Origin of the sequence: Streptomyces sp. NPDC019531, from assembly GCF_044903305.1 — a bacterium.
In the GTDB taxonomy this organism is placed as follows: domain Bacteria; phylum Actinomycetota; class Actinomycetes; order Streptomycetales; family Streptomycetaceae; genus Streptomyces.
Genome location: NZ_JBJDQL010000002.1, coordinates 311,827 through 337,413 on the forward strand (window position 1 = coordinate 311,827; position 25,587 = coordinate 337,413).

At 69.6% G+C, this 25,587-nt stretch carries 19 protein-coding genes; 12 read left to right on the forward strand and 7 right to left on the reverse strand.

What is annotated here, in order from left to right:
• Positions 1-82: 82 nt before the first annotated feature.
• The 4 genes from ACI2L1_RS03550 to cimA all read left to right on the forward strand — a co-directional run bounded on the left by ACI2L1_RS03550 (position 83) and on the right by cimA (position 6,805).
• Entirely contained in the window at positions 83-1,171 is a 1,089-nt protein-coding gene (locus tag ACI2L1_RS03550; protein WP_404737656.1) for a branched-chain amino acid aminotransferase, read from the forward strand.
• 441 nt (positions 1,172-1,612) lie between these two features.
• Positions 1,613-3,613 (forward strand): TolB family protein, encoded by a 2,001-nt coding sequence (locus ACI2L1_RS03555; protein ID WP_404737657.1) that lies wholly within the window; start codon positions 1,613-1,615, stop codon positions 3,611-3,613.
• A 29-nt stretch (positions 3,614-3,642) separates the two neighbouring features.
• Positions 3,643-4,899 (forward strand): TolB family protein, encoded by a 1,257-nt coding sequence (locus tag ACI2L1_RS03560; RefSeq protein WP_404737658.1) that lies wholly within the window; start codon positions 3,643-3,645, stop codon positions 4,897-4,899.
• 301 nt (positions 4,900-5,200) lie between these two features.
• A complete protein-coding gene (gene cimA / locus ACI2L1_RS03565; protein WP_404737659.1) occupies positions 5,201-6,805 on the forward strand; it encodes a citramalate synthase in 1,605 nt (534 codons plus the stop codon).
• 9 nt (positions 6,806-6,814) lie between these two features.
• On the opposite strand, the gene ACI2L1_RS03570 is transcribed toward cimA, so the two are convergent.
• Genes ACI2L1_RS03570 through ACI2L1_RS03580 form a run of 3 tightly spaced genes read right to left on the reverse strand, consistent with a single transcriptional unit; the run spans position 6,815 to position 10,587 of the window.
• A complete protein-coding gene (locus ACI2L1_RS03570) occupies positions 6,815-9,586 on the reverse strand; it encodes a hypothetical protein (protein ID WP_404737660.1) in 2,772 nt (923 codons plus the stop codon).
• Between the two features lie 9 nt (positions 9,587-9,595).
• Positions 9,596-9,784, reverse strand: coding sequence for a DUF397 domain-containing protein (locus ACI2L1_RS03575; protein ID WP_404737661.1), 189 nt, complete (start codon positions 9,782-9,784; stop codon positions 9,596-9,598).
• Complete coding sequence (locus ACI2L1_RS03580) at positions 9,781-10,587, reverse strand: Scr1 family TA system antitoxin-like transcriptional regulator (RefSeq protein ID WP_404737662.1); 807 nt, start codon at positions 10,585-10,587, stop codon at positions 9,781-9,783. Before ACI2L1_RS03580 ends, ACI2L1_RS03575 begins: the two co-directional genes overlap by 4 nt.
• Before the next feature lie 112 nt (positions 10,588-10,699).
• Between ACI2L1_RS03580 and ACI2L1_RS03585 the strand changes: the two genes are divergently transcribed.
• Positions 10,700-11,116 (forward strand): ATP-binding protein, encoded by a 417-nt coding sequence (locus ACI2L1_RS03585; protein ID WP_404737663.1) that lies wholly within the window; start codon positions 10,700-10,702, stop codon positions 11,114-11,116.
• Between the two features lie 40 nt (positions 11,117-11,156).
• Here the strand turns inward: ACI2L1_RS03585 and ACI2L1_RS03590 are convergent, their stop codons facing one another.
• Positions 11,157-11,648 carry a hypothetical protein gene (locus ACI2L1_RS03590; protein ID WP_404737664.1) on the reverse strand — a complete coding sequence of 164 codons (492 nt, stop codon included), beginning with the start codon at positions 11,646-11,648 and terminating at the stop codon, positions 11,157-11,159.
• A 182-nt stretch (positions 11,649-11,830) separates the two neighbouring features.
• Between ACI2L1_RS03590 and ACI2L1_RS03595 the strand changes: the two genes are divergently transcribed.
• Positions 11,831-14,833 (forward strand): glycoside hydrolase family 3 protein, encoded by a 3,003-nt coding sequence (locus ACI2L1_RS03595; RefSeq protein ID WP_404737665.1) that lies wholly within the window; start codon positions 11,831-11,833, stop codon positions 14,831-14,833.
• 48 nt (positions 14,834-14,881) lie between these two features.
• Complete coding sequence (locus ACI2L1_RS03600; protein WP_404737666.1) at positions 14,882-16,264, forward strand: hypothetical protein; 1,383 nt, start codon at positions 14,882-14,884, stop codon at positions 16,262-16,264.
• Positions 16,265-16,450: 186 nt separating this feature from the next.
• Here the strand turns inward: ACI2L1_RS03600 and ACI2L1_RS03605 are convergent, their stop codons facing one another.
• Complete coding sequence (locus tag ACI2L1_RS03605) at positions 16,451-17,233, reverse strand: serine protease (protein WP_404737667.1); 783 nt, start codon at positions 17,231-17,233, stop codon at positions 16,451-16,453.
• A gap of 348 nt (positions 17,234-17,581) precedes the next feature.
• Between ACI2L1_RS03605 and ACI2L1_RS03610 the strand changes: the two genes are divergently transcribed.
• From ACI2L1_RS03610 to ACI2L1_RS03620, 3 genes are read left to right on the forward strand one after another with little or no spacing between them, the layout of a single operon-like run.
• Positions 17,582-17,998: a hypothetical protein gene (locus ACI2L1_RS03610; RefSeq protein ID WP_404737668.1), complete on the forward strand. Its 417-nt coding sequence runs from the start codon at positions 17,582-17,584 to the stop codon at positions 17,996-17,998.
• Positions 17,995-19,251, forward strand: a complete 1,257-nt coding sequence (locus ACI2L1_RS03615) for a septum formation family protein (protein ID WP_404737669.1) — start codon at positions 17,995-17,997, stop codon at positions 19,249-19,251. Before ACI2L1_RS03610 ends, ACI2L1_RS03615 begins: the two co-directional genes overlap by 4 nt.
• 13 nt (positions 19,252-19,264) lie before the next feature.
• Complete coding sequence (locus tag ACI2L1_RS03620) at positions 19,265-19,507, forward strand: YdeI/OmpD-associated family protein (RefSeq protein WP_404737754.1); 243 nt, start codon at positions 19,265-19,267, stop codon at positions 19,505-19,507.
• Positions 19,508-19,540: 33 nt separating this feature from the next.
• On the opposite strand, the gene ACI2L1_RS03625 is transcribed toward ACI2L1_RS03620, so the two are convergent.
• A complete protein-coding gene (locus ACI2L1_RS03625; protein WP_404737670.1) occupies positions 19,541-20,095 on the reverse strand; it encodes a YceI family protein in 555 nt (184 codons plus the stop codon).
• Between the two features lie 554 nt (positions 20,096-20,649).
• On the opposite strand from ACI2L1_RS03625, the gene ACI2L1_RS03630 reads away from it, so the two are divergent.
• Together ACI2L1_RS03630 and ACI2L1_RS03635 are read left to right on the forward strand one after the other, a co-directional pair.
• Positions 20,650-22,245 (forward strand): acyl-CoA carboxylase subunit beta, encoded by a 1,596-nt coding sequence (locus ACI2L1_RS03630; RefSeq protein WP_404737671.1) that lies wholly within the window; start codon positions 20,650-20,652, stop codon positions 22,243-22,245.
• A 35-nt stretch (positions 22,246-22,280) separates the two neighbouring features.
• Positions 22,281-22,472 (forward strand): acyl-CoA carboxylase subunit epsilon, encoded by a 192-nt coding sequence (locus tag ACI2L1_RS03635; RefSeq protein ID WP_020121024.1) that lies wholly within the window; start codon positions 22,281-22,283, stop codon positions 22,470-22,472.
• Between the two features lie 12 nt (positions 22,473-22,484).
• On the opposite strand, the gene ACI2L1_RS03640 is transcribed toward ACI2L1_RS03635, so the two are convergent.
• Positions 22,485-25,550: an NACHT domain-containing protein gene (locus ACI2L1_RS03640; RefSeq protein WP_404737672.1), complete on the reverse strand. Its 3,066-nt coding sequence runs from the start codon at positions 25,548-25,550 to the stop codon at positions 22,485-22,487.
• Positions 25,551-25,587 lie beyond the last annotated feature (37 nt).

Below are 25,587 nucleotides of genomic sequence, written 5' to 3' on the forward strand. Positions count from 1 at the left end.
CGGACGTCCTAACACTGGTCACTGACAGTAAAAGGGCGTGAGCGCGGCCCGTCACTACACAACCGGTGAAGGACAACCACTCATGACGACGCCCACGATCGAGCTCAAGCCCTCGGCCTCGCCACTTTCCGACGCGGAACGCGAGGCGATCCTGGCCAGCCCCGGGTTCGGCCGCCACTTCACCGACCACATGGTCGTCATCAAGTGGACCGAGGGCCGCGGCTGGCACGACGGCCAGCTCGTTCCGTACGCGCCGATCTCCCTCGACCCCGCCACGATGGTCCTGCACTACGCGCAGGAGATCTTCGAGGGCCTCAAGGCGTACCGCCAGTCCGACGGGACCGTCGCCACCTTCCGGCCCGAGAAGAACGCCGAGCGCTTCCAGCGGTCCGCGCACCGGCTCGGCATGCCGGAGCTGCCCGTCGAGACGTTCATCGAGGCCTGTGACGCGCTGGTGCGGCAGGACGAGGCCTGGGTCCCGGCGCACGGCGGCGAGGAATCCCTCTACCTGCGCCCCTTCATGATCGCCACCGAGGTCGGCCTGGGCGTCAAGCCGGCCAACGAGTACCTCTTCATGGTCATCGCCTCCCCGGCCGGCGCCTACTTCCCGGGCGGTGTGAAGCCGGTCTCCATCTGGCTCTCCGAGGACCGTGTCCGTGCCGTCCCCGGCGGCATGGGCGACGCCAAGACCGGCGGCAACTACGCCGCCTCCCTCCTCGCCCAGGCCGAAGCGGCCGCCAAGGGCTGCGACCAGGTCTGCTACCTCGACGCGGTCGAGCACAAGTGGGTCGAGGAGCTCGGCGGCATGAACCTGTACTTCGTCTACGGCGACCGGATCGTCACCCCCGCCCTCACCGGCTCGATCCTGGAGGGCGTCACCCGCGACTCCCTGCTCGCCGTCGCCCGTGACCTCGGCTACGCGTCCGAGGAGGGCCGCGTCTCGGTCGACCAGTGGCAGCGCGACTCCGAGAACGGCACCCTGACCGAGGTCTTCGCCTGCGGTACGGCGGCCGTGATCACCCCGGTCGGCACGGTCAAGCGCGCGGGCGCCGAGTGGCGCCAGTCCGGCGGCGAGCCCGGCGAGGTCACCCTGAAGCTCCGCCAGGCCCTTCTGGACATCCAGCGCGGCACGGTGGAGGACAAGCACGGCTGGATGCACAAGCTGGACTGAGCCCCGCAGCCGTACCGACCGTCCGTTCGACGCATATCGCCTCTCCCCGCGCGGGTATCCACTCATTCCGCGGGGGGAGCGCGCCCTTCCCTGCGCACACAGCGCCGCCCGCAGAGCCTCACCGTGCTCCTCCTGCCGGCTTTCGGAGCGGAGCGGTTTCTGCCGGGGCTGGAGGTGGGCTGAGGCGTGCGGGTTTTCGGGCTCCCCGACCCGGACCGTTGGGGGATGTTTCTCGGCCACGTGCGGGAGTTCCTCGACGGCGGCCTCCTCGCGGACGCGTGACCCGCCGCCCGGGTTGTACGCAATAAGGCCGATTGACCCTGTGGTCGCTGGTGCGTTTGCCTCGTGGGGAGCCCTCGGCGCGGGGCCGGGGGCAGTGCGTCATCGGGGACCACAGGGGGGAACATGTCCAGACCCGCCGTATGCCTTTTAGGCGCGGCCTTGCTTGTCGCGTTCACCGGTACCACCGCATCCGCCGCACCTCATGCACCTCACGCACCACACGTCGACCGCATCAGCACCGCCGCCGACGGCAGCCAGGCCGACGGGACGTCGAACGACGCCGCGATCAGCGCCGACGGCCGCCACGTCGCGTTCGTGTCCACCGCGCCTAGCTTCGGCTGCGCGCACTTCACCCCGTGCCTGCTCGTGAAGGACGTGACCGACGGCAAGGTCACCAGGATCGACCTCGGCAGCGGCTACACGTACGGCTCGCCCACGCCGAGCGCCGACGGCAGCCGTATCGCCTTCTCGGCGGGCACCCGGTTCTCCGCGCCCTACCTGTACGACCGTGCAACCGGCCGCGCGGAGAAGCTGTGGCCGCAGGACCCGCCCGGATTCAACGAGTTGGGCCAGGTGCAGTCGCTCAGCCCGGACGGCACCCACGTCGCGTACACCATCGGCAACCGCAACGCACCGGAGAACACCAGGCTCCTGTACGTCCGCGACACGGGGACCGGCGTCGACGAGCTGGTCTCGCCCGCCGAGGAGGGCCAGAAGGGCGGCGCCTCGGTGAGCGGTGACGGCGAGCGGGTCGCCTACTCGGTCAGGGGGGACGTCGAGGGTGACGACCCGAACGACGTCTTCGTCAAGGACCGGGCGACGGGTGAGCGGACCCAGGTCGACGCGGACCTCGGCGTCGCGTACCTGATCCGCATCACCGCGGACGGCCGCCGGGTCCTCCTCAACGCCGACAGCGGGGTGTACGTCCACGATCTGCGCACGGGCACATCGCGGCGAGTGGCCGACGGAACGGCCTTCGCGGCCACGGCGGACGGCCGGTACGCCCTCGTCTCGGGCGAGGACGGCCAGCGGGTGCGCGATCTGCGGACCGGGCTACGAGGTGCCGCCCTCCCGCCGACCGCCCAGGCGACGGACGGCGCTCTGGCCGACAAGGGGCGCGCGGTGGCCTTCAGCGCGCGCGAGTCCCACCTGGTACCGGGCGACACCAACCGGGAGACGGACGTGTTCGTCTTCTCCGGCGAGCTGCGGAGGAACCCGGCGCCCATGCCGTCCGTCACCGAGCGGATCGGCGGTCCGAGCGGGGCCTCCCACGACCCGGTGATGGGGGCGGACAAGGTCGTCTCCTTCAGCTCGGAAGGTGACGTCCTCATCAACGCGCCCGGCGGTGCCTCCCGGGTCAACTCCACCACGCAGAAGCCGTCGTCCGAGGGGTCGCCCTGCTACAGCGGACGCATGGTCGGCTATACGGCCCCCTACGACGCCGACGGCGGCCCGGGCATCCACGTCCGCAACCGCTCGGTCGGCAAGCTCACCAGCCTCGGCTCCTACCAGGGCGTCCGCTTCACCTGGATGGGACAGCCCGTGGTGGACCCCACCTGCCAGTGGCTCATCTACGCGGCGACCCTGCCCGCCACCGACACCGACCCGGACCCGCAACCCCGGATCTACCGCTTCAGGTTCAACGGCGGCGGCACCGACGTGGTCAGCGCGTCCACGGGCGAGGCGGCGGGCAACCCGTCGGTCAACTACGACGCCCGGTACATCGCCTTCGAGCAGGGCGGCGACGTGTACGTCCGTGACCTGGACACCGGTGCCCTGGAGAAGGCCGGCGAGCACGCGACGGCGCCCTCCCTCGGCGCGGACGGCCGCAAGGTCGCCTACCAGCAAGGGCGGTACGCCGTGGTCCGCGACCTCGACACCGGCGCCACGACCCGGGTCAGGGGCACCCAGCCCTCGCTCGCCGGGACCGGCACGGCCCTCGCGTACACCTCGGGCCGTTCCGTGTACCTGCTCGAACTCGCCACCGGCAAGCGCCAGTTGGTCAGCGTCGACCGCTGGGGCGGCCGCAACGACCTCCCGGCCTCGCACCCCTCCGTCAACGCCGACGGCACGGTCGTCGCCTTCGAGTCGGCGTCACCCGATCTGGTGGAGGGCGATACCAACGGGGTGTCGGACGTGTTCCTGCGGACAGTGCAATGACCAGCGACAACGACAACGGGGGAACAACCATGCACGGCAGAACGCTCCTGGCGGCCATCGCCACCGCCACGGCCCTCGCCACGGTGGCGCTCACCGCGCCCACGGCGAGCGCCGCACCCAAGGCCCCGTACACCGAGAAGGCGAGCGTGGCTCCGGACGGCACGGAGGGCAACGCCTCCGCCGGCGGCCAGTCCCTGAGCGCGAACGGCCGTTACGTGGCCTTCGTCTCCGCCGCCGACAACCTGGTCGCGGGCGACACCAACGGCACCTCGGACGCCTTCGTACGCGACCTGAAGACCGGCACCACCCGCCTGGCGAGCACCGACGGGGGCGGCAACGTCGGGGATGTCTCGCTGAGCGCGAACGGCCACTACCTGGCGTACAGCACCAACCCGACCCACGACACCGCCGACAACCACATCTGGATCAAGGACCTGAAGACCGGTTCCGTCCAGCGGGTCGACGACGCCGTCGACCCGGACGCCGGATACACGGCCGCGAGCCAGCCCGCCCTCAGCGCCGACGGCCGCTACGTGGCCTTCGCCGCTCTGCAGACCGGCTTCGACGGCCCCGCGGGCGACCGGTCGACCCGGATCTACCGCCTCGACCGCGTCACCGGTGAGCGGGTCCGCATCAGCCAGGTACCGGGCGAGGGCGCCTGGAAGTCCTCAGCCACCAAACCGTCCATCAGCGCGGACGGCAGCCGGGTCGGCTACCAGTTCTTCGTGCCGTACCCCACCCGGGGGGACTGGAGCGACGCCTACGTCCGTGATGTGCGAACCGGCGGGCTGATCCAGGCGGACAAGGCACCCGACGACAAGCTCTCGGATGCGCAGACCGAGTTCCCGCAGATCAGTGCCGACGGCCGGTACATGGTCTTCAACTCGCTCGACTCACAGCTGACGCCGGACGACACCAACGAGGGGGACAACGTCTTCGTGCGGGACCTGAAGACGGGACAGGTGCGCCGGATCGACGCCGCCGACCCGGCCGGCTACACCGCGTACCCGCAGATCGGCGCGGACAGCCGGCACCTCGTCTACATCGCGGACGCGGACCCCGACCACACCCGCCAGGCGTATGTGCGCGACCTGCGCACCGGTCGCACGGTGCTCGCCAGCCCCTCGGTGCAGGGCGGCCCGGTCGGTGACTACGGGGTGAACTTCCCGGTGATCGACCGGCACGGCCGTACGGTCGCCTTCAGCAGCTGGGCCAACGACCTCGTGCCCGAGGACGCCGGGCAGACCGACTTCGCCACCCACGTCTACGTCCGTCACCTGAAGTGATCGACCGAATCCTGAGACAACCGTGAGCGAGGCACGGGGGTTGTGCCAAAATGCCCCCGTGCTCTCGTTCGCCATGATTATTGGCAGCAGGCGCGCCGGTCCGCAGTGACCGCCACGTACGACCAGGTACGGGCGGACACCGTCGTCCTCGACCCGCGCGCAGACCTCTCGCACCCGCGAGAGGTTTTTCGCTTTTCTGGCCCACCCGCAGCCGGAGGCGAGAGCGCGAGGGAGTATGTGGGGGCGGTGGAGCCGGTCATTCCGGTACGACCGAGATCCAATCCTCAGGAGCCTTGAGACCATGACCGCAACCAGCGAACTCGACGATCAGTTCCACGTCTTCGACACCACCCTGCGCGACGGCGCCCAGCGGGAGGGCATCAACCTCACCGTCGCGGACAAGCTGACCATCGCACGGCACCTGGACGACTTCGGCGTGGGCTTCATCGAGGGCGGCTGGCCCGGCGCCAACCCGCGGGACACCGAGTTCTTCGCCCGCGCCCGCCAGGAGATCGACTTCAAGCACGCCCAGCTGGTCGCCTTCGGCGCGACCCGCCGCGCCGGCGCCAAGGCGTCCGAGGACCCGCAGGTCAAGGCCCTCCTGGAGGCGGGCACCGAGGTGATCACCCTGGTCGCCAAGTCGCACGACCGCCACGTCGAGCTGGCGCTCAGGACGACGTTGGACGAGAACCTGGAGATGGTCCGCGACACGGTGTCGTACCTGGTGTCGCAGGGCCGCCGGGTCTTCGTCGACTGCGAGCACTTCTTCGACGGCTACCGCGCCAACCCGGAGTACGCGAAGGCCGTCGTACGGACCGCCTCCGAGGCCGGCGCCTCCGTCGTGATCCTCTGCGACACCAACGGCGGCATGCTCCCGGCGCAGATCCAGGCCGTGGTGTCGACCGTGCTGGCCGACACCGGCGCCCGGCTCGGCATCCACACCCAGGACGACACGGGCTGTGCGGTGGCGAACACCCTGGCCGCCGTCGACGCGGGCGCGACCCACGTCCAGTGCACGGCGAACGGCTACGGCGAGCGGGTCGGCAACGCCAACCTGTTCCCGGTGGTGGCGGCCCTGGAGCTGAAGTACGGCAAGAAGGTCCTGCCGGAGGGCAAGCTCCGTGAGATGACGAGGATCTCGCACGCCATCGCCGAGGTGGTGAACCTGACCCCCTCCACCCACCAGCCCTACGTCGGCGTCTCGGCCTTCGCCCACAAGGCCGGCCTGCACGCCTCCGCGATCAAGGTCGACCCGGACCTCTACCAGCACATCGACCCCGAGACGGTCGGCAACACCATGCGGATGCTGGTCTCCGACATGGCGGGCCGCGCCTCGATCGAGCTCAAGGGCAAGGAACTCGGCATCGACCTCGGCGGCGACCGCGAACTGGTCGGCCGGGTGGTGGGGCGCGTCAAGGAACGCGAGCTCAAGGGCTACACGTACGAGGCCGCGGACGCCTCGTTCGAGCTGTTGCTGCGGGGCGAGGTCGAGGGCCAGCCCCTCAAGTACTTCTCCGTCGAGTCCTGGCGCGCGATCGTCGAGGACCGCCCCGACGGCACCCACGCCAACGAGGCCACGGTCAAGCTCTTCGCCAAGGGCGAGCGCATCGTCGCCACGGCGGAGGGCAACGGCCCCGTCAACGCCCTGGACCGCGCCCTGCGCGTGGCCCTGGAGAAGATCTACCCCCAGCTCGCCAAGCTGGACCTCGTCGACTACAAGGTCCGCATCCTGGAGGGCGTCCACGGCACCCAGTCCACCACCCGCGTCCTCATCTCCACGTCGGACGGCTCCGGCGAGTGGTCCACGGTCGGCGTCGCGGAGAACGTGATCGCGGCGTCCTGGCAGGCCCTGGAGGACGCGTACACGTACGGTCTGCTGCGCGCAGGCGTCGAGCCGGCGGAGTAACAGCGCCTCTCAGTGATTCCCCACGCACGCGGCGCTGCGGGGCGGTGGGATCACCACCGTCGTGTGCGGTCCCTGGGCGGACACCGCCTCCAGCTGCCAGGCCCGGCGTATGCCCTCCACGAGGGGCCGCACGCTGTAGGGAGACACGGCGAGTTCCTGGCGGGCCTCGGCCAGCAGGTCGGGGTTCCCGTCGGGGGACCGCAGGAGCGCCTCCCCTCGGCGCCGGCTGAAGCCCGGTCCGCCGAAGATGTCCAGCAGGGTGAGGGAGAGATAGGCATAGGCGGCGGCTTCGTCGATCAGCGCGCGGGACTCGTCGGGCAGGCCGGTCACCTCGTACGCCACGAAGTGCTTTAGGGCGCCGCGCAGTTGGTCCACCGGCTCCGGGCAGGGGCAGGCGCCCCTCAGGTGCGCGCCCAGGACGCGGAAGGACGTCAGCACGCCCTGCGTCTGCGGTGTCCACTGCTGCTTGGCGAGGAGCGTCCGGAACCCGGCGAGGGTCTCCGACAGCTCCTCGATGATCAACGTCAGCGCCACGTCCGACAGTTCGTAACGTTCCGTGGCCAGCCGGATCTCCAGGAGGCGGCGACCGTAGCGGATCAGGTCGCGGGGGAGACCGCCGGACAGGGCGTGGGCGAGGAGGGCGTACGGCTCGCCGATGCCGGGTGCGCGTTTCTTGAGGATCGCCTCGGACTCGGCGAGCGTGCACCGGCGCATGTGCAGAACGTCGTCCAGGGAACTGTCCGTCACATCGCGGCTCGGCAGCCCGCGCCGGACGAAGGCCGCGCCGACGTCCTCGGCGACGGAGATCAGGTAGTGGACGTGGGGTACACCGAGGATCGCCTTGATCTCGCGGAGGAAGGCGAGGGCCTGGGTGTCGGTCCCGAGGCGGTCGACTTCGTCGATGGCGATGACGACGCGGTTGCCCTTGCCGTGCTCCTCCTCCGCGATCGCGGAGAGCAGTGTTCTGAACTCGCCGACCAGGGCCGGATAGTTGGGCGGCACGGAGGTCAGTCCGGTGGTGTGCGAGGTTCCGAGAGTCAGGAGTTGGGTGGCGCCCGACGTCAGGGCGGCGGTCGCGCTCTGGACGGTCTGGAGCCGGTAGAGGTGGTTGCGGCAGTCGACGACGAGCTTCGGGGTCGAGCGCAGGAACGCCCAGGGGCGGTCGTCGAGCGCGTTGAAGAACACGGCGAGTATGAGCACGCTGATACGGAGCGGGTTCTCGCTGTCGGTGACAAGGGGGCGGGTTGAGTCGACGGCGGCGAGCAGGCCCACGCCGGCGAAGGCGAACAGCGTGGTCAGGGGCTTGAAGATGCGTTTTCTGTCCAGGCTCCACGGCCCGACGTGCAGGGTCGGGCCCAGCGTGGGGTTGTCGTACCGGCTCCAGATGAAGAAGACGAGCAGGGGCAGGATCACGGGCCAGTAGAGGACCGCCGCGACGTGGTGGCGGATGCCGGGATCGAAGGGGAGCGAGATGAAAGGGCCCGTGAACATCGCGATGAGGGCGAGGTCCCACAGGAAGTCGGCGGGCTTTGTCACCAGTCGGAAGACGTGCCTTTGGCGGCGCAGAATCCAGATGAGCATGCCGGCCAGCACCAGGGCCAGGGCGGCTTCCGGATCCCGTCCCCCGAGGACGTCTCCGACGAACGCGGTGCCCCGGTCCCACATGGAGTCGAAGTGCCGCCGTAACCAGGCGCCGTGCTCGCTCTCGAAGGAGCGTTCCGAGGCGAACAGGCCAAGCGTGACGAGTACGCCCGCGGGGACGGCGAACGCGAGCCACCGGGCCAGACGCCTCAGCGGCCGCACCACCCGTCGTGCCGCGCTGTGCAGATACGACAGCCTGACGAACTCCGGCGCCTCATAGCCCGCCCTGACGATGTAGACCTGGCAGACACGGACGAACAGCGAGGTCAGGAACTCGTGCGGGGCGTAGGTGGCCGGGGCGTGTGCGGAGACCGCGAAGTCCCGCTCCTCCACACCGTGTTCCATGAGCGTGGTCTTGCCCACCCCGCGTGGCCCGCTGACGGCGATCGTGCCGCCGTCCAACTGGTCCATCTTGCGGGCCAGTTCCTCCGCCGAGCGGTTGTCGACGAAATACTCGCGCTGTCGTGGGGAGCTCAGTCCGTCGTGACTGCTGGGCAGGAGAAGAGTGCCGAGGTCGTCGCCGATCAGGTCCTCGACGGCTCTCTCCACGACCTTGCCGAGCTCGTTGCGCTGCAGCTCCCTCAGCCACAGCAGCTCGGTGGCCCGCTCAAGGAACCACAGTGGAAAGATGACGGGGGCCAGCAGCACGACACGGGCGGCGGAACGCCGTGGCGCAGGCGGACCCACGGCGGGCAGAGCCCGGTCCACGCGGTGCGCGAAGCTGAGCAGCGGCACACCGAGCAGGACGAGGACCTCGGCGACGAGGACGTACCAGCGGACGGGTGTGTTTCCCGCCAGCCCTGCTCCGAAGACAGCCGCGAGCCCCCACTTCCACCAGAGCCCGAAGCCCCGTGAGTCCCAGAACTCACGCAGAGTCGGCGTGGGCATCGCCCAGCGGTACGGGTCGCTCTTCCAGCGGAAGATCCGGTACCACAGGTGCATCCGCCGCCGCCCGTTGCGGCCCAGCGCGTCGCGGACGTACGGCGCGGAACACATCGCCTCCGCTGCGGCGTCGTCCGTGACCCACGGTCGCCGGGTGAGCAGTTCGCGGAGTCTTGCGTTGTCGAGACAGGCGAGAACGGCGGCCTTGTAGACATCCCGCTCGCCGTCACCGCTCCAGTTGTATCCCCCGTTGGCCATCGGCTGCCCCTAGTCGGAGAGACTCTCCCGCGCGAGACCGAGGAAGCCGGTCCACGTGCGTGGGGTGACGGTGAGGTTGGGGCCGGTGTTCTTGGAGTCGCGGATGTGGATGGCGGACGGCTGGGTGGCGATCTCGATGCAGTTGCCGCCTTCGTTGCTGCTGTAGCTGGACTTGAACCAGTGAAGTGCGGTGCTCATCGGTCTCCTAGCAGTTCGTGCAGGTAGCGCACGCTCTCGTCGGGCGAGAGAGCCTGTGACCGCAGCATTCCATACTTGTGGTGATAGTCGCGGACCTCGTCAGGATCCTCGATGAGGAAGCTGGCGCGCTGTACTTCCAGGTAGATGAGGCGTTCGTCCCTGGGCGTCTCCAGCAGTGTCATGGGGCCGGCGAGACCGGCGTGCGGCATGCGGTCCATGGGCATGATCTGAAAGCTCATGTGGAGCGGCTCGGTGTACTCCAGGATCTGGCAGAACTGATCACGCATTACCTGAGGGCTGCCGACCTGCCGCCGCAGAATGCTCTCCTCCAGGATGAAGTGCCCCACGGGCGGCCGGTCCCGCTGCCAGAGCAACTGCCGCTCCATGCGCGCGTTCACCCATTGCTCGGCCGTCTCGGTGCCGAGCGCGGGATAGCGGGAGTCAAAGGTGGCGCGGCAGTAGTCCTTGGTCTGGAGCAGCCCCGGAACCAACTGAGTCTCGTACGACAAGAAACTGACCGCCTCCTGCTCATGATCCACCAACGACTGCGCGAACTGCACCACCTTCTCCCGCACCGGCATCCGCTCCACGAGCAGCGCCAACGCCCCCTTCGTGTCCAGCAGTTCGTCGAACTGTTCCGCCCGGTCCGGCTGGAGTGCCAGTCGCCCCTGCTCGATCGACCTCACCGTGTCGACATGGATGCTCGCCGACTCGGCGAACTGTTCCTGCGTCAGATGGGCCTGTTTCCGAAAGTGCGCCACGAGTGCGCCGACCGCCTGCCACGAACCGACCTTCTTCGACATGGTCGTCCCCTTCCCCCGCGCACACCCCAAGTCCTCGTAGTGAGGTCGTAGTAATCAGAACTACGACCTCACTCACTGCCCCACGATAGTCACTCCCTGTGACAGTCGCCCCGTGAACCCTCAAGCCCAGCTCCTCCGCGCCCGCACCGCCCTCTACCCCCGCGACCGCAGGTCAGTAGCCGTGGCCAGAGATCTGACGCGCCTCACCCTCGCAGACTGGGGCGTGACCGAGCGGAGTGACGACGTCCTCCTCTGCGTCAGCGAACTCGCCACCAACGCCCTCCTGCACGGCGTTCCGCCCAACCGCTGCTTCCGACTCGACCTCGACCTCACCACCGACGGAGTCCTGCATGTAGAGGTCCACGACAGCGGCCCGGGCGAGATCCGCACCCCGGACACGACGCCCGAGTCGGAACACGGCCGCGGACTCCTGCTCGTGGCCGCGCTGGCCGACGACTGGGGTGTGCGGGAGCGGGACCCGGGCAAGGTCGTGTGGTGCGACTTCGTGATCAGGGCGCCGACGGACTGACCGAGCGGCCGCACCCGGCACGAGTCCTCGGCACGAGTCCTCAGCACGAACCCTCGGCGAGCTCCTCGAACTCGCCGAGGCTCATCGCCCGGCCGTCGGCCCAGACCTGACCGGGTTCCAGGGCGGCGAGATCGGTCGCCGTGAAGGTGACGATGCCGGTGTACTCGTAGTTGTACTCGTCCTTCCCGAAGGCGAGTTGATAGGTGTGGCCGGGCAACAGCCGCTGTTCGCCCACCGGAAGGACATGCCAGTTCGCGGGCGGGGAGAACAGCGGGAACTCGGCGTCGACGGGCCGCCGACTGCCCGACGCCTCCCAGCCGGACACGTTCCGCTCGGACTCCTCCTCACCGGTGGGCACACCGATCAGCGAGGGCCCCCGCACGAGATCGTCCCCGCACGGCCGCAACACGGCCTCCACCGCACCCGCGCCGTCCGCCCGCACCGCGACCAGCGGCAGGATCTCCGCCCCGCATCCACTCAGCAGCCCTACGGCGACGACCGCACCGGCCACCGCGATGACACCCCGTCTCATCGCCCCAGCACATCAACAAAAGCGTCGCCGTACGACCACCGTTGCGCACCGATCGCGTCGCGGTCCCACAACGTCTCCGGGACGCGATGACCGACGTGGCGTCTTGACGGATGCACGAGCTGTCAGTTCACTCACGCCGTGAGATAAGTCCTGTGTGAAACCTGAGAGCCGAGGGAAGGTCCATGCGAAGAACCGCCCTGCTCGTCTCCGCCGCGTTGCTCACCTCCTTGCTGCCCCTGGCCGTTGCCCGGGCCGCCGACGATCCGCCCCCGGTCCCCGTCGACCGCTTCGAAGGCGAGGTCCCCTTCGCGAGTCCGCCGGAGAACGGCCTCTTCACCTGGGGCAGCGACACCGACGACCCGCCAACGCTCGGGCTCGGTCCCCGGGATGACGCCCCCGAGGGCGACCAGGTCCTCACCGGTACCTACGACATCAGCGGCTACGGCGGCTTCACGCACGACTTCGCCTTCGCCGAACCCGCCCACGACTGGTCCGCCCACAAGGGCATCCGCTTCTGGTGGGAAGGACAGGACAACGGTAAGAAGATCGCCTTCGAGCTCAAGGACGGCGGCGCCAACGGCGAGGCCTCCGAGCTGTGGACGACCTCCTTCACCGACGACTTCACGGGCTGGAAACAGATCGAGATCCCCTTCACCGACTTCGCCTACCGCACCGACTACCAGCCCGTCGGCGGCATCGACCACGTCCTCGGGCTGACGCAGATGTGGGGGTACGCCGTCACGCTCCCCGTCGGCGCACCCGGTCGATTCGCCATGGACGGCGTCGAGTTGTACGGCAAGGCCGACCAGTCGCTGCGCGCGAACGTCACCACCGACTCCGCCGTCTACCCGGTCGCGCAAGGCAGGACCGCGACGGTCGAGGTCACCGTCGCGACCACCGGCTCCGCCCCGATCGACGAGCCCGTGACGGTCGCCTACGAGACGGCCGGAGGCACGGCCTCGGACACCGACTACACCCCTCTCAAGGGCGAGTTCACCTTCCCCGCGGGCACCGCCTCCGGCACCACCCGTACCCTCCGGGTCGCCACCCTCAAGGACAGGACCGCCGCGGAGAACGCCGAGACCATCCCCCTCAAGCTCACCGTCACCGGCGCCAAGGCCCCGTCCGAGACCCCGCAGGTCGTCATCGACGCGCACGGACTGCCGTATCTCGACGACAAGTTGCCGGTGAAGCGGCGCGTCGCCGATCTCCTGTCCCGGATGTCCCTGGAGGAGAAGGCCGGCCAGATGACCCAGGCCGAGCGCGGCGCCGTGGGCACCGGGGCCGACGTCGCCGCGTACGACCTCGGCTCGCTCCTGTCCGGCGGCGGCTCCACCCCCACGCCCAACACCGCGGAGGCCTGGGCGAAGATGATCGACTCCTTCCAACTCCGGGCGCAGGCAACCCGGTTCCAGATCCCCCTCATCTACGGTGTCGACGCCGTGCACGGTCACAACAACCTGGTCGGCGCCACGGTCATGCCGCACAACATCGGCATCGGGGCCACCCGCGACCCTCAACTCGCCCAGCAGACAGGCGCGGTGACCGCCGCAGAGGTCCGGGCCACCGGCGTCCCCTGGGACTTCGCCCCCTGTCTCTGCGTCACCCGCGACGAACGCTGGGGCCGTTCCTACGAGTCCTTCGGCGAGGACCCGGCCCTCGTCGAGTCCATGGAGACCGTCATCCAGGGCCTCCAAGGAGCCCGCAGCGGAAAGGACCTGAGCCGCGACGACAAGGTCCTTGCCACCGCCAAGCACTTCGTCGGGGACGGCGGCACCGCGTACGGCTCCTCCACCACCGGCACCTACACCATCGACCAGGGCGTCACCACGGTCACCCGGCAGCAGCTCGAAGCCGTCCACCTGGCGCCGTACAGGACCGCCGTGGACCGTGGCGTGGGCACGGTCATGCCGTCGTACTCCTCGCTCGACGTGGTCGGCGACGGCCTCGGCCCGGTCAAGATGCACGCCCGCGCCGACATGATCACTGGCGTGCTCAAACAACGCCTGGGCTTCGACGGGTTCGTCATCAGCGACTGGAACGGCATCGACCAGATCCCCGGCGACTACGCCAGTGACGTCCGTACCTCCGTCAACGCGGGCGTCGACATGGTCATGGCCCCGTACGCCTACAGGGACTTCCGCACCGCGCTCGTGACGGAGGTGCGGGCCGGGCGCGTCAGCGAGAAGCGGGTCGACGACGCCGTATCGCGCATCCTCACGCAGAAGTTCAAGCTGGGGCTCTTCGAGAAGCCGTACGCCGACACGAGCGGCGCCTCGAAGATCGGTTCCGCCGGGCACCGGGCCGTGGCGCGCAAGGCGGCCGCCGAGTCGCAGGTGCTGCTGAAGAACAGCGGCGGAGTCCTGCCGCTGAAGAAGTCGCAGAAGGTGTACGTCGCCGGGTCCAACGCCGACGACATCGGCAACCAGAGCGGCGGCTGGACCGTCACCTGGCAGGGCTCCTCCGGCGACATCACCCCCGGCACCACGATCCTGGAGGCGATGCGGAAGAACTCCTCGTCGCTGACGTACTCCAAGGACGCGTCCGAGCCGACGAGCGGTTACGACGTCGGCGTGGTCGTCGTCGGCGAGACCCCGTACGCCGAGGGCGTCGGCGATGTCGGCAACGGCCACGACCTCCAGCTGTCCGCCGCCGACCAGGCAGCCGTCGACAAGGTGTGCGCGGCCATGAAGTGCGCGGTGCTGATCGTCTCCGGGCGCCCACAGCTGATCGGCGACCGGCTCGGCGGGATCGACGCCCTGGTCGCCTCCTGGCTGCCCGGCACGGAGGGCGACGGGGTCGCCGACGTCCTGTACGGCAAACGCGCCTTCACCGGCCAACTCCCCGTCACCTGGCCCAGGTCGGAGGCCCAGCTGCCGATCAACGTCGGCGACCCGACATACGACCCGCAGTTCCCGTACGGCTGGGGCCTGACGACGCTCACCAAGGTCCCCGACGGCGGGACGGCCACGCTCAAGGCACTCGGTGCCGCGGCCAGGGCCGCCGAACGGGCCGGCGCCGACGCGACGGGCCGCGCGCTCGTCACGAAGGCCCGGCTGATCGTCCAGCAGAAGGACATCAGCGCGGCCTTCGCGAAGCCCTTCGCCGACGCCGATCACCTGCTGCTGACCGGCCGCTACGGAGAGGCGGTGGCGAAGCTGACGGAGGCGTACAGAGCCGCCTGAGAGGCCTGCCGAGGGTCGTTTCCGGGAGGCTTCGGGTAGCGTCGAGATATGAAGGCCGACGCGCAGGCCGTCGTACGGACCCGAAGCCTTCCGGGGCTGCTTCTCGCCCTGGTGGTCGCGGCCCTGGCCGTCCTGTCGGTGGGCGCCCCGCCCGCCACCGCCACGACGGCCGCCGCGCCGACCGCCACGAGCGTCTCGGCGATCGGCCAGGCCCTCCGGAACAACCCCGTGTACGTCGATCCGGCCGCCGCGGCACAGCTGTCCGCCAAGGATGCGGACGCCCTGGCGGACCGGATCAGGAAGGCGGACAGGCCGCTGTTCGTCGCGGTGTTGCCCGCCGACTTCCCGAAGCAGGACCTCTTCACGAAACTGCGCACCGCGACCGGCATCACCGGCCTGTACGCGGTCCGCCTGGGCGACGCCTTCGACGCCCGCGCCGACTCCGCGGTCCTGCCGGGCGCGGCCGTACGGAACCTGGTGACCACCGTGAAGGGCGAGGACACCCGCGCCCAGCTGACCGACTTCACCGCCGCCGCGCTCACCAACATGGGCGGCTCGGCCCCGTCGACGTGGCGGTCCGCGGACGACGGCGGCGGGGTCTCGTCCACGGCACTGATCACGGTCGGCGTGGTGCTCGTGGCCGGTGGCGCGGGGGCGTACACGCTGGTGCGGCGCAACCGGCGCCGGCACGCCGAGGAGCAGCGGGCCGCGCTGGAGAAGCTGAGGGTGGTGGTGGACGAGGACATCACGGCCTTCGGCGAGGAACTGGACCGTCTGGACTTCCACCCGGCAGAGAAGGGCGCCGACGACGCGATGCGCGCGGACTACGAGCGTGCCCTCGACGCGTACGAGCAGGCGAAGTCGCTCATGGCGTCCGCGACCAGACCCGAGGACGTACGGGCGGTCACCCAGGCGCTGGAGGACGGCCGCTTCTCCCTCGCCCAGCTCGCCGCCCGCCGCGAGGGCCGCCCCCTCCCGGAGCGCCGGGTCCCCTGCTTCTTCGACCCCCGCCACGGCCCCTCCGCCACCGACGCCACCTGGACCCCGCCGGGCGGCGCTGCGCGCGAGGTCCCGGTCTGCGCCGCCGACGCGACCCGCCTTGCCGACGGCCGCGACCCGGTGATGCGCGAGGTCGACACCGACCAGGGCCGCCGCCCCTACTGGGACGCGGGCCCGGCCTACGGCCCCTGGGCCGGCGGCTACTTCGGCGGCGGCATCCTCCCCGGCCTCCTCTTCGGCACGCTCCTCGGCAGCATGATGTCCACGCCCGCGTACGCGGCCGACTACGGCTCCGGTTACGGCGATTTCGGCACCGGCGGCTATGAGGGCGGCGACCTGTCCGGGGCGGACTTCAGCGCGGGGGACTTCGGGGACTTCGGAGGCGGCGGCGATTTCGGCGGGGGAGGGGACTTCGGGGGCGGCGGGTTCTGAGGTATTTCAGCCCCTCCGGCGTTTGAGGAGCGGGGGTCCGGGGGCCGGCCCCCGAAACGGGGGTCAAAGGGGGCAGCGCCCCCTGGAGGACGGGACGGGTAGGGGCGGCGGGGGCGAAAACCGCAGGCCCGGCGCACAGGGCACCGGACCCGCGGAAGACCGTACGACTACGAAAAGCCCCTCACCTCACAGTGAGGCCGCCGCGGAAGCGATCGCCGAGGCGAACGTGGACACCTCGGAGTACACCCCGGGCGCGTTGGGCCGGGCACACCCGATGCCCCAGCTCACGATGCCGACCTGAACCCACGCGTTCGCGGAGTCCCGCCGGAACATCGGCCCACCGGAGTCCCCCTGACAGGTGTCGACCCCACCGGACGCGTACCCGGCACAGATCTCGTCGCTCGCGACCAGCCCGCTGTACCCGCTGTAGGACCGGCAGGTCGCGTCACTCACGAACGGCACGGTCGCCTTCAGCAGATACCGCTGCTGGGCCCCGCCCTCGCTGGCCGAACCCCACCCGGCGATCGTGAAGGTACCGGTGTTGTACTGCGTCGTCGTCGCGATCTTCAGCGTGGGCAGATTGATCGGCGCGGCCAGCTTGATGAGCGCCCAGTCCTTGCCGTTCCCGTTGTAGCCGGGCGCCCGGTACACGTACGTCGACTTGACCTGCACCCGCCCGGTGGTGGACTGCAGGTCCACGACCCCGGCGGTGGCGGTGATGCTGGTGTTCGCGCCGGTCCCGTTCACACAGTGCGCGGCGGTGAGCACGATCTGCTGGGTGTACAGCGCCCCGCCGCAGCCCATGGAGAGCCGCACCATGAACGGGAACTCGCCCTGTGCGGCACGGGTTCCGCCGACGACGGGCGCGGGGGCGGCCTGGGCGGACGAGAGGGGCTGGAGACTGGCGATCGCGAGCGCGGCGGCTCCGACCGCCAGACATCTCTTGAGGGCCGTGACAAGTTTCTTCAAGGTGATGCCTTCCAGGGTGGGGGGTTCCTTGACGAGCGCATGCCAATCGGGCGCACCAAAAAATGCCCAAGTTCTGACATGGGCCGGTCAAATCTGTTGATGGATTATGCGAACCCTGTGAAGTCGCGCACAAGGGGGGTGATTCAGCCAAGGTGACGGTCGTGGTCGGGGGCCGTCGGTTACGTCGTCACGAATCGGCCACCACCGGACTACTGCAAATGCCGCACTGTCCAGCGTAATTGTCCTGTCTCGTACGGGGACGTCTCCCGTGCGCCCCACCGAGTCGGGATGCTGGATGGCTACTCAGGTCGTGCGAGACCAGCGCGCCTGTTGGTGACGGGGGTTGCGATGAACTGGTGGCAGTTCGGACTGTTGGGCGCGGGAGGGGGGCTGAGCGTCGAACTGCTGGCAGTCTTCCGCGGCTGTGCACAGTGGCAGGCCGCCCGCCGCACCCCCACCGGTCGCCGCCGCGCGAAGCCTCCGGCGCTACGGCAGTTCGTGGACCTGTCGGCTCACGCATGCCTCGCTGTCGTGCGGGCGTCCATTGGTGCCACCACGGCCCTGCTCTTCGGAGCGAGCGGACAGATCAGCGGAGCCTATGCGGCCGTGGCACTCGGCGTCTGTGCACCGGCCGTACTGGCCACCCTGGGTGCCGTACCGCAGGTCGCGCAGTTCGTCGCCGGTTCTGCGCCGGCGCCTGTCGGCGGCGGGACCGCGCCGGGCGAGGCCCCGCTGGAGGCCACAGGACACGGAGGCGGGCAGTGAGGGCCGCCCTGTGGCGGCGCGTCATGATGCTGCTCTTCGGAGTCTCCGCGACGGCAGAGGTCCAGGCGCCGCTTCCCGCCCCGCGCTTCGGGGACTATCCACTGCACCGGCGAGTGATGGCGGGTTTGCTGGGCGTTTCCCTGGAGCGCGTCGCGGTGTCCCGCAGCATGGAAAGCGTGCCTTTGGCGAGCGCGGTGAACGGCTTCGACAGGCCTTCGCCGGTGTCCCGGCCGGATACTGACGGCGAGGAAGGCTGGTCGGACGTCGAGTGCCGCCAACCGCTGTTCGTGCCGCAACTGACGCTCGCCGCCCTCCGCGCGCGGCCGAACGGCGAAGCCCGTGGCGAACTCCTCCCGGCGCCCGCACTCGCTCCGGCCCGGACAAACGGCCGGCTCCATCTGCTGGTCGGCGTGCTGGCGGGAGCGCTGGGCGTGGGAGGCCTTCTTGTCGGCTTCTGGGCGACCGTGCTGGCACAGGGGCGACCGGAGTCGGGGCCGTCGGCCGCGAAGGAGCTGGGCTCGGTCGTCACCGTTGCCGAACCGCTCGAGGTCGGTGACTGCGTGATGGCCGACTGGCCCGGGGCCGCGCGCTTCGAGGGTGTTCCGCAGGTGACGGTGGACCCCACGTGCGCTGGGTCGCCCGACGGTCAGGTCATCGCGGTGGTTCCCGCCGCGAACGCTGCGCAGGCCGAGGGAGAGGGGCCCGAACAGTGCGAGCAGCGGACCAAGGAGGTCAGGGAGAAGCTCGCCGACGTACGCAGCTTCGCCCTCGTACCGACCCCGGAGAGTTTCCAGGCGGCCGGCCGTCGTACCGCCTGCCTGGTGCTGGGCGCTCACGGTCCCGTGTACGGGCCGCTCGATGTCCATCGGAAGATCGGCTCCGCTTTCACGGACACGGCGACGATGCAGCGAGATGACTGCCTCGACGTGCTTTCGAGCAGGGGCGCTCGGCTGGCCTCCTGCGCAGGACCGCACGACGAGCAGGTGCTGGGATTCACCCGACTGGGTGACGATGTCTCCCTTGCAGAGGCACGCACCAGGTCGGACGCGGCCTGCGCGCGTGAAGTGCCCCCCAGGGATTACGGTTTCGACCCGACGACCTTCACAGTCGCCTCCTGGACAAGCGAGGGGCACTGGAGAACGGGGACGCACATCGTCGTGTGCACGGTTCGCAGGACGGACGGGAGTCCTATGCCGGCGATCGAACTGACAACAACAGCCCCTTCGTCTTCGGCTCCGGCGGCCCCAGAGTAGGACGGAGGCTGTCCTGGGCCGACGGGCGACGGGCGACGGGCGACGGGAAACGGCGTACGAGTCGCACGGCGAAGCGGCGGTTCCGGCGGAGCTGATCGCGGTGCTGGAGCGGAACCCGTGGGCCAGGGCGGTCTTCGAGGCGCTCGACAGGACCGACCGCTGTCTCACGATGCTCGGCCTCCTGCGGGCTCGCACCCCCCGGCGTCGGACCGCTCAAGTCGCCTCGACCCTCGCGGAGTTGCGAAAGCGCCGGTGAGTCGAGGGACTCACCGGCGCCGTAGCGGCAGGCTCACGCGTTCTTGATCGCGGAGATGTCGAAGTTCAGCTTGATCTTGTCGGAGACCAGGACGCCGCCCGTCTCCAGGGCCGCGTTCCAGGTCAGGCCCCACTCGGAGCGCTTGATCTCCGCCTTGCCCTCGAAGCCCACGCGCTCGTTGCCGAAGGGGTCCTTCGCGGCGCCGTTGAACTCGAGGTCGATGGTGAGCGGCTTGGTGGTGCCGAGGATCGTCAGGTCGCCGGTGATGCGGTAGTCCTCGTCCCCGAGCGCCTCCGCCTTGGTGGAGCGGAACGTCATGGTCGGGAACTCCTCGATCTTGAAGAAGTCCGCGCTCTTGAGGTGCCCGTCACGGTCCGCGGACCCGGTGTCGACGCTGTCCATCTTGACGTCGATGCTGGCCGTCGACGCGGACGGGTCGCCGCCGTCCAGGTGCAGCGAGCCGCTGAAGTCGACGAATTTGCCCTTGACGTTGGTGACCATGGCGTGCCGCACGGTGAAGCCGATGGTGGAGTGGGCCGTGTCGATCGTGTAGTCGCCGGTCAGTGCGGTCAGGTCGGTGTTCGCCATGACAAGACTCCTTCGAGTGAGGATGTTGAAGCTTGAACTACTCAACACGGACGACCGTAGACCTATTCCGTTCAACTTTCAACATCATCCGCAAAGTGTTGGCGTGGTGACTCTGTGGTGGCAGGTGCCCCTGTGTGAAGCCGCAGGTGCAGAGCCCCCACGCACCCCACCCGCAGAGGCGCCGACCCCGTGGGCGCCTCGTGCACCTACGCTGTGCGTCGACGAGCCCGAGCCACCCCGTACGGGCGAACCCCTGGAGATCGTCTGGAGCCGTCCGGTGCGCTCGGTCGTACGCGCCGACGACACGGTCGAGGTGCTGGCCACGGGCCGCCTGCTGCACCTGCGTGTCACTCCGGGGATGGCATGTGCCCCACATGAATGTGAGGTGGCTCTCACACCCTGACTTTGTACGACCCCTACAAGCGGCGGGCCCTCTGAGCAGTCGGAACGCCTGCATGCCCCCAGGGTTCTGTTCAGTGGCACCAGGAAAACGGGCCGGAGACTGTACGGAGTCAACGGCTCGCATTCCTCGCGGGTCTTCGTAAGGTCGCTACATGACCGTTTTGGATGAGGCGCCGGGTGAGTCGACGGCTGAGCCCACGGACGCGCGCGGACGAGTGGCCGAGCTGCACGAGATCCGTGCCACGGCCCTGGCCGGCCCCGGCGAGAAGGCGACCGAGGCGCAGCACGCCAAGGGCAAGCTGACCGCACGGGAGCGCATCGAGCTGCTCCTCGACCCGGGTTCCTTCCAGGAGGTCGAGCAGTTGCGCCGGCACCGGGCGACCGGGTTCGGCCTGGAGGCCAAGAAGCCGTACACCGACGGTGTGGTCACCGGCTGGGGCACGGTGGAGGGCCGTACGGTCTTCGTCTACGCCCATGACTTCCGTATCTTCGGCGGCGCGCTGGGCGAGGCCCACGCCACGAAGATCCACAAGATCATGGACATGGCCATCGCGGCCGGGGCGCCCCTGGTGTCCCTGAACGACGGCGCTGGCGCCCGCATCCAGGAGGGCGTCTCGGCCCTGGCGGGCTACGGCGGCATCTTCCAGCGCAACACCAAGGCCTCCGGGGTCATCCCGCAGATCTCGGTGATGCTCGGCCCGTGCGCCGGCGGCGCGGCCTACAGCCCCGCCCTGACCGACTTCGTCTTCATGGTCCGCGAGACCTCCCAGATGTTCATCACGGGACCGGACGTGGTGAAGGCGGTGACGGGCGAGGAGATCACGCAGAACGGCCTGGGCGGCGCCGACGTGCACGCCGAGACCTCCGGTGTCTGCCACTTCGCCTACGACGACGAGGAGACGTGCCTCGCAGAGGTGCGCTACCTGCTGTCGATGCTCCCGCAGAACAACCGGGAGAACCCGCCCCGGGTGGAGTCCACGGACGCCGCCGACCGGCGCGGTGACGTGCTGTTGGACCTGGTCCCGGCGGACGGCAACCGTCCGTACGACATGGCCAAGGTCATCGAGGAGATCGTCGACGACGGCGACTACCTGGAGGTCCACGAGCGCTGGGCCCGCAACATCATCTGCGCGCTGGCCCGCCTGGACGGCCAGGTGGTCGGCATCGTGGCGAACCAGCCCTCCACGCTCGCGGGCGTCCTGGACATCGAGGCGTCGGAAAAAGCTGCGCGCTTTGTTCAGATGTGTGACGCTTTCAACATCCCGATCGTCACTTTCCTGGACGTCCCCGGGTTCCTCCCGGGCGTCGACCAGGAGCACGGCGGAATCATCCGCCATGGCGCGAAGCTGCTGTACGCCTACTGCAACGCCACCGTGCCGAGGATCTCCCTGATCCTGCGCAAGGCGTACGGCGGGGCCTACATCGTCATGGACAGCCAGTCCATCGGTGCGGACCTCACCTTCGCGTGGCCGACGAACGAGATCGCTGTGATGGGTGCCGAAGGTGCCGCAGGCGTCATCTTCCGGCGGCAGATCGCCGGGGCCGAGGACCCCGAGGCCATGCGGGCCCGCATGGTCAAGGAGTACAAGTCCGAGCTCATGCACCCGTACTACGCGGCCGAGCGCGGCCTGGTCGACGACGTCATCGACCCGGTGGAGACCCGCGAGGTCCTGATCAGGTCTCTCGCGATGCTCCAGTCCAAGCACGCCGACCTGCCCTCCCGTAAGCACGGCAACCCTCCGCAGTAACCCCGCGGAAACCTCTCTCACGGAGACTGTGACCTATGAGCACCCCTGACATCCGCGTCGAGAAGGGCCACGCCGAGCCCGAGGAAGTCGCCGCCATCACGGCGATCCTCCTGGCCCGCGCGGCAGCCCAGCCCTCCGAGACCCCGGCCCACCGAGGCCGCCCCAAGGCCGGCTGGCGCCGCCTGGAGCGCGAGGGCGGCTTCCGGGCACCGCACAGCTGGCACTGACTTCTTCAGCGTCTACGGCCTTGTTCTCCTAGGGGAGGGCGGGGCCGTCCGCTGTTTGCGGAAGGTGACTTCGACGCCGGGGAATTCCAGGGCGCCCGGTTCCTCGGGAAGGTCGCAGTGCTGCAGTTCGAGCCGTGTGAGGGCCGGGGGCGGGAACTCCGCCGTCCTCATCCAGGCGGCCAGGTCGATGCGGTCAAGGCTCAGATGGGCCAGCAGGGGGAGGCTTCCCACCACTCCGACGCCCAGGGGCAGGCAACTCCTGAAGGCCCACAGATCCAGGTCCCTGAGACCCGGGCAGTGGGCGAGCCCGTGCAGGCGTGTGGAGGCGTCCAGGCGGACGAGCGAGAGCATCGAGACGCTCGGTGCCAGGCTCAGCTCTCTCAGATCCGCCCCATCCGCCAACCAGAGGCTGAGGTAGCTCAGCTGCTGGAGCTCGCCTAGTGCTTCCAACTGCTTCAGCGGCCCGTCGCCTCTCAGACTGAGGAAGCGCAGCCCCGGATGGGCCCGGAGCGCGGTGAGATCGGTCGTGTCCACGCGGCCGCCCACGACGAGGTCTTTCAGCGCCGGAAGTTCGCTCAGCGCAGCGAAGTCCTGAAGCGGATAGTCGATTTTCAGCGAGTTGATGGACCTCAACCGGGTAGCGGCGTTCCACTGCCCCGGATGGGTCAGGGCGACCATCCGATTCTGCAGCGGAAGCCCAGCCAGGACCTGGTCCGCGTACCCGTCCGCGTCGAAGTACGCCCAGGACTCGACGAGCGCCGTGATCACGGTCGCCCGCGGATCGGCCGCGTACCCCGCCAGCAGGGACAACGCCTCCTCACCGCCGATCAACGCCACTGTGCGCACGGTCTGTCCCGCGGCCTTCTCGGTCAGCTCGCCGAGCGATTTCGGCAGCTTCCGCAACAGACTGGTGCCCACGGCGGCCAGAGTCTGCGGATCGGTCGGGCGCTGGGCGGGCAGCAGCTTGTCCACCGCGGTATCCAACCGCTCTGCCAACTCGCCGGAGACCTCCGGCAACGTCTCCTGACAGGCCGCCGCCAGCAGCCGTAGCCGTCGGGCGTGCCGAGGCTCCTCCCGCGCCCGGTCCAGGATGCCGCCCAGCAGTTCCTCACGCTGCGGACGGTTGGCGTGCCCGGCCGCCATGACGATCGTTTCTCGCCAGATGTCCAGGTGTGCCCGACCGACGAGGTTGCCGATCCGGTCCTCCTCGGTGGCCTCCTCTGCGGCGAGGTACTCCTGGAACGTCCGGTGGACGAAGTCCAGACGACCCTCGGCAGGGGAGCGCAGCACCCCGGAGCGACCGCGCAAGCGCTCCACGACCAGGACGCTGTCCTGCTGCTCCACATGCCTCATGCCCGCCAGTTTGCGGCCGACATACGTCCCAGCCTGCTCCAGCGAAATCTCGCTGCGGTTGTTGTCCGACAGCCGCCACGCCAGGTCCCGCAGCAGCACCAGCTTGTCGCCGAGACTCAGCCGGCTGTCCACGGCGCTGGGGACGTTGCGGTCCGCGTCCCGATCGTGGACCAGTGTGTGCAGGGCGCTCCGGTACAGCTCCATCCGGTCCCGGGGGAGTTGACTGCCCCGGGTGAGGTGCATTGCACAGATCATGGACGCCAGCAGCGGTGTCCCCGCCAGCGACTGCAGATGCGGTCGGTCCTTCAGGCTGCTCAGCAGCGACTGTTCGTACCGCGGGAGTTCCTCCACCTGGCACGGCAACGCGTCGCCCAGCTCCCGTACCGCCAGGTGCCACTGCCGTACGAACGCGGCCAGGTCGGGCGGGGTCATCCGGTCCAGTTGTAGGGCCGTGAACTTCTCGCGTCGTAGCCAGTCGGCGCCGGCCGCCGCGGGCCGCGAGGTGACGACCGCCCGTACGTCCGGGTACGCGGTGAGCAGCTTTCGCAGCCATTCCCGTACGCTCCTGCGCTCGCCGTCGAGCAGTTCGTCCACGCCGTCGATGAGCATCAGGACCGTGCCGTGCGCCAGCTGCCGTTCCACCCAGGCCCTCGGCATCACCCCTGTGATGAGCCCGGCCACCGAGTCCGGCATCTCCGCCGGAGACGGGAGGGGCCGGCCGCTGTACTCCCGCAGTTTCACGAATATAGGGGTGAGCCCATTCCAACCGGCCAGCCGACCGGAGAAGGCGCCTCGTGCCGCTGTCACCGCCAGCCACCGCAGCAGAGTCGTCTTGCCGGAGCCCGCCTCGCCTCGCAGCAGGATCCGTCTGGAGCCCTGGAGAGCGGACTCGACACGCCTCCCGGCGCCTTCGCCCGCAGCCTCCTCCCAGTCGCTCATATCGGGCCGCAGGAGGGGCAGAACGCGCTCTCCGGTCCTTCTCCTGTTGCCGTCGTCGACTGTCGCCCGCAGGCTCACATACGCCACCGACAACCGCGCCTGAGCCATCGCTCGGTCGGACGTACGGCGGAACAGCTCCACCTCGTCCAGCGACGTACTGACCAGTTCCAGATACCGCCGCCGGAACTCCCCGTCCTGGTCCGTCCCCTCCGGTGCGAACAACGACCGGTCCGGCAACCGCTCCAACACCCGGGCGATCTCGGCACCCAGCGACGTGGTCCGTGCCAGCAGCTCCGTCAGCGCGCGTTCCTCGAACACCGGCAGCCCGCGCACGATCCGTACGTAGTACTCGCAGCATTCCGCGAACAGCACCTCGTACAGTCGGGACTCGGCCTCGCTCAAACCCACCGGAGCCCGCACCGCCCCGGTGATCCGCCGGACGACCTCGGCCGGATTCGCGTCCGCCGCCAGCACCGCCTCATCCGAGAGGTCGGCCCGGGCGAAGGTGTCGCACACCCCGTCCAGCACCGCCTGCCGGCCGTTCTCCTCCAGCCCCCGGAACTCCCGCTCCAGAAACGGCGCCAGCCGGTCGAACACGGCGTCCGCGATCTCCTCGAACTGCCGCTCCACGCTTCGTTGCAACCGCATTCCCGGCACCCGCAGCCGGATCAGCTCGGCCATGCCCAGCCGGCGCTCCTGTTCCCGGCGCCTCCCGCCGAGCCAGGCCTGGGCCGCTGCCCGGGCCACGGTCGTACCTAGCCGTAACGCGGTCGCCTCAGCGCTCACTTCCGTACCCCCTCCACCGAACGACTCACGGCCCCCG

Excerpts from the sequence above, each read along its gene's own strand:
- ACI2L1_RS03600 (WP_404737666.1), top strand. The coding sequence starts at position 14,882 with ATGAAGGCCGACGCGCAGGCCGTCGTACGGACCCGAAGCCTTCCGGGG.
- ACI2L1_RS03625 (WP_404737670.1), bottom strand. The coding sequence starts at position 20,095 with ATGGCGAACACCGACCTGACCGCACTGACCGGCGACTACACGATCGAC.
- cimA (WP_404737659.1), top strand. The coding sequence starts at position 5,201 with ATGACCGCAACCAGCGAACTCGACGATCAGTTCCACGTCTTCGACACC.
- ACI2L1_RS03635 (WP_020121024.1), top strand. The coding sequence starts at position 22,281 with ATGAGCACCCCTGACATCCGCGTCGAGAAGGGCCACGCCGAGCCCGAG.
- ACI2L1_RS03590 (WP_404737664.1), bottom strand. The coding sequence starts at position 11,648 with ATGAGACGGGGTGTCATCGCGGTGGCCGGTGCGGTCGTCGCCGTAGGG.
- ACI2L1_RS03550 (WP_404737656.1), top strand. The coding sequence starts at position 83 with ATGACGACGCCCACGATCGAGCTCAAGCCCTCGGCCTCGCCACTTTCC.
- ACI2L1_RS03575 (WP_404737661.1), bottom strand. The coding sequence starts at position 9,784 with ATGAGCACCGCACTTCACTGGTTCAAGTCCAGCTACAGCAGCAACGAA.
- ACI2L1_RS03570 (WP_404737660.1), bottom strand. The coding sequence starts at position 9,586 with ATGGCCAACGGGGGATACAACTGGAGCGGTGACGGCGAGCGGGATGTC.
- ACI2L1_RS03580 (WP_404737662.1), bottom strand. The coding sequence starts at position 10,587 with ATGTCGAAGAAGGTCGGTTCGTGGCAGGCGGTCGGCGCACTCGTGGCG.
- ACI2L1_RS03610 (WP_404737668.1), top strand. The coding sequence starts at position 17,582 with ATGAACTGGTGGCAGTTCGGACTGTTGGGCGCGGGAGGGGGGCTGAGC.
- ACI2L1_RS03595 (WP_404737665.1), top strand. The coding sequence starts at position 11,831 with ATGCGAAGAACCGCCCTGCTCGTCTCCGCCGCGTTGCTCACCTCCTTG.
- ACI2L1_RS03630 (WP_404737671.1), top strand. The coding sequence starts at position 20,650 with ATGACCGTTTTGGATGAGGCGCCGGGTGAGTCGACGGCTGAGCCCACG.
- ACI2L1_RS03560 (WP_404737658.1), top strand. The coding sequence starts at position 3,643 with ATGCACGGCAGAACGCTCCTGGCGGCCATCGCCACCGCCACGGCCCTC.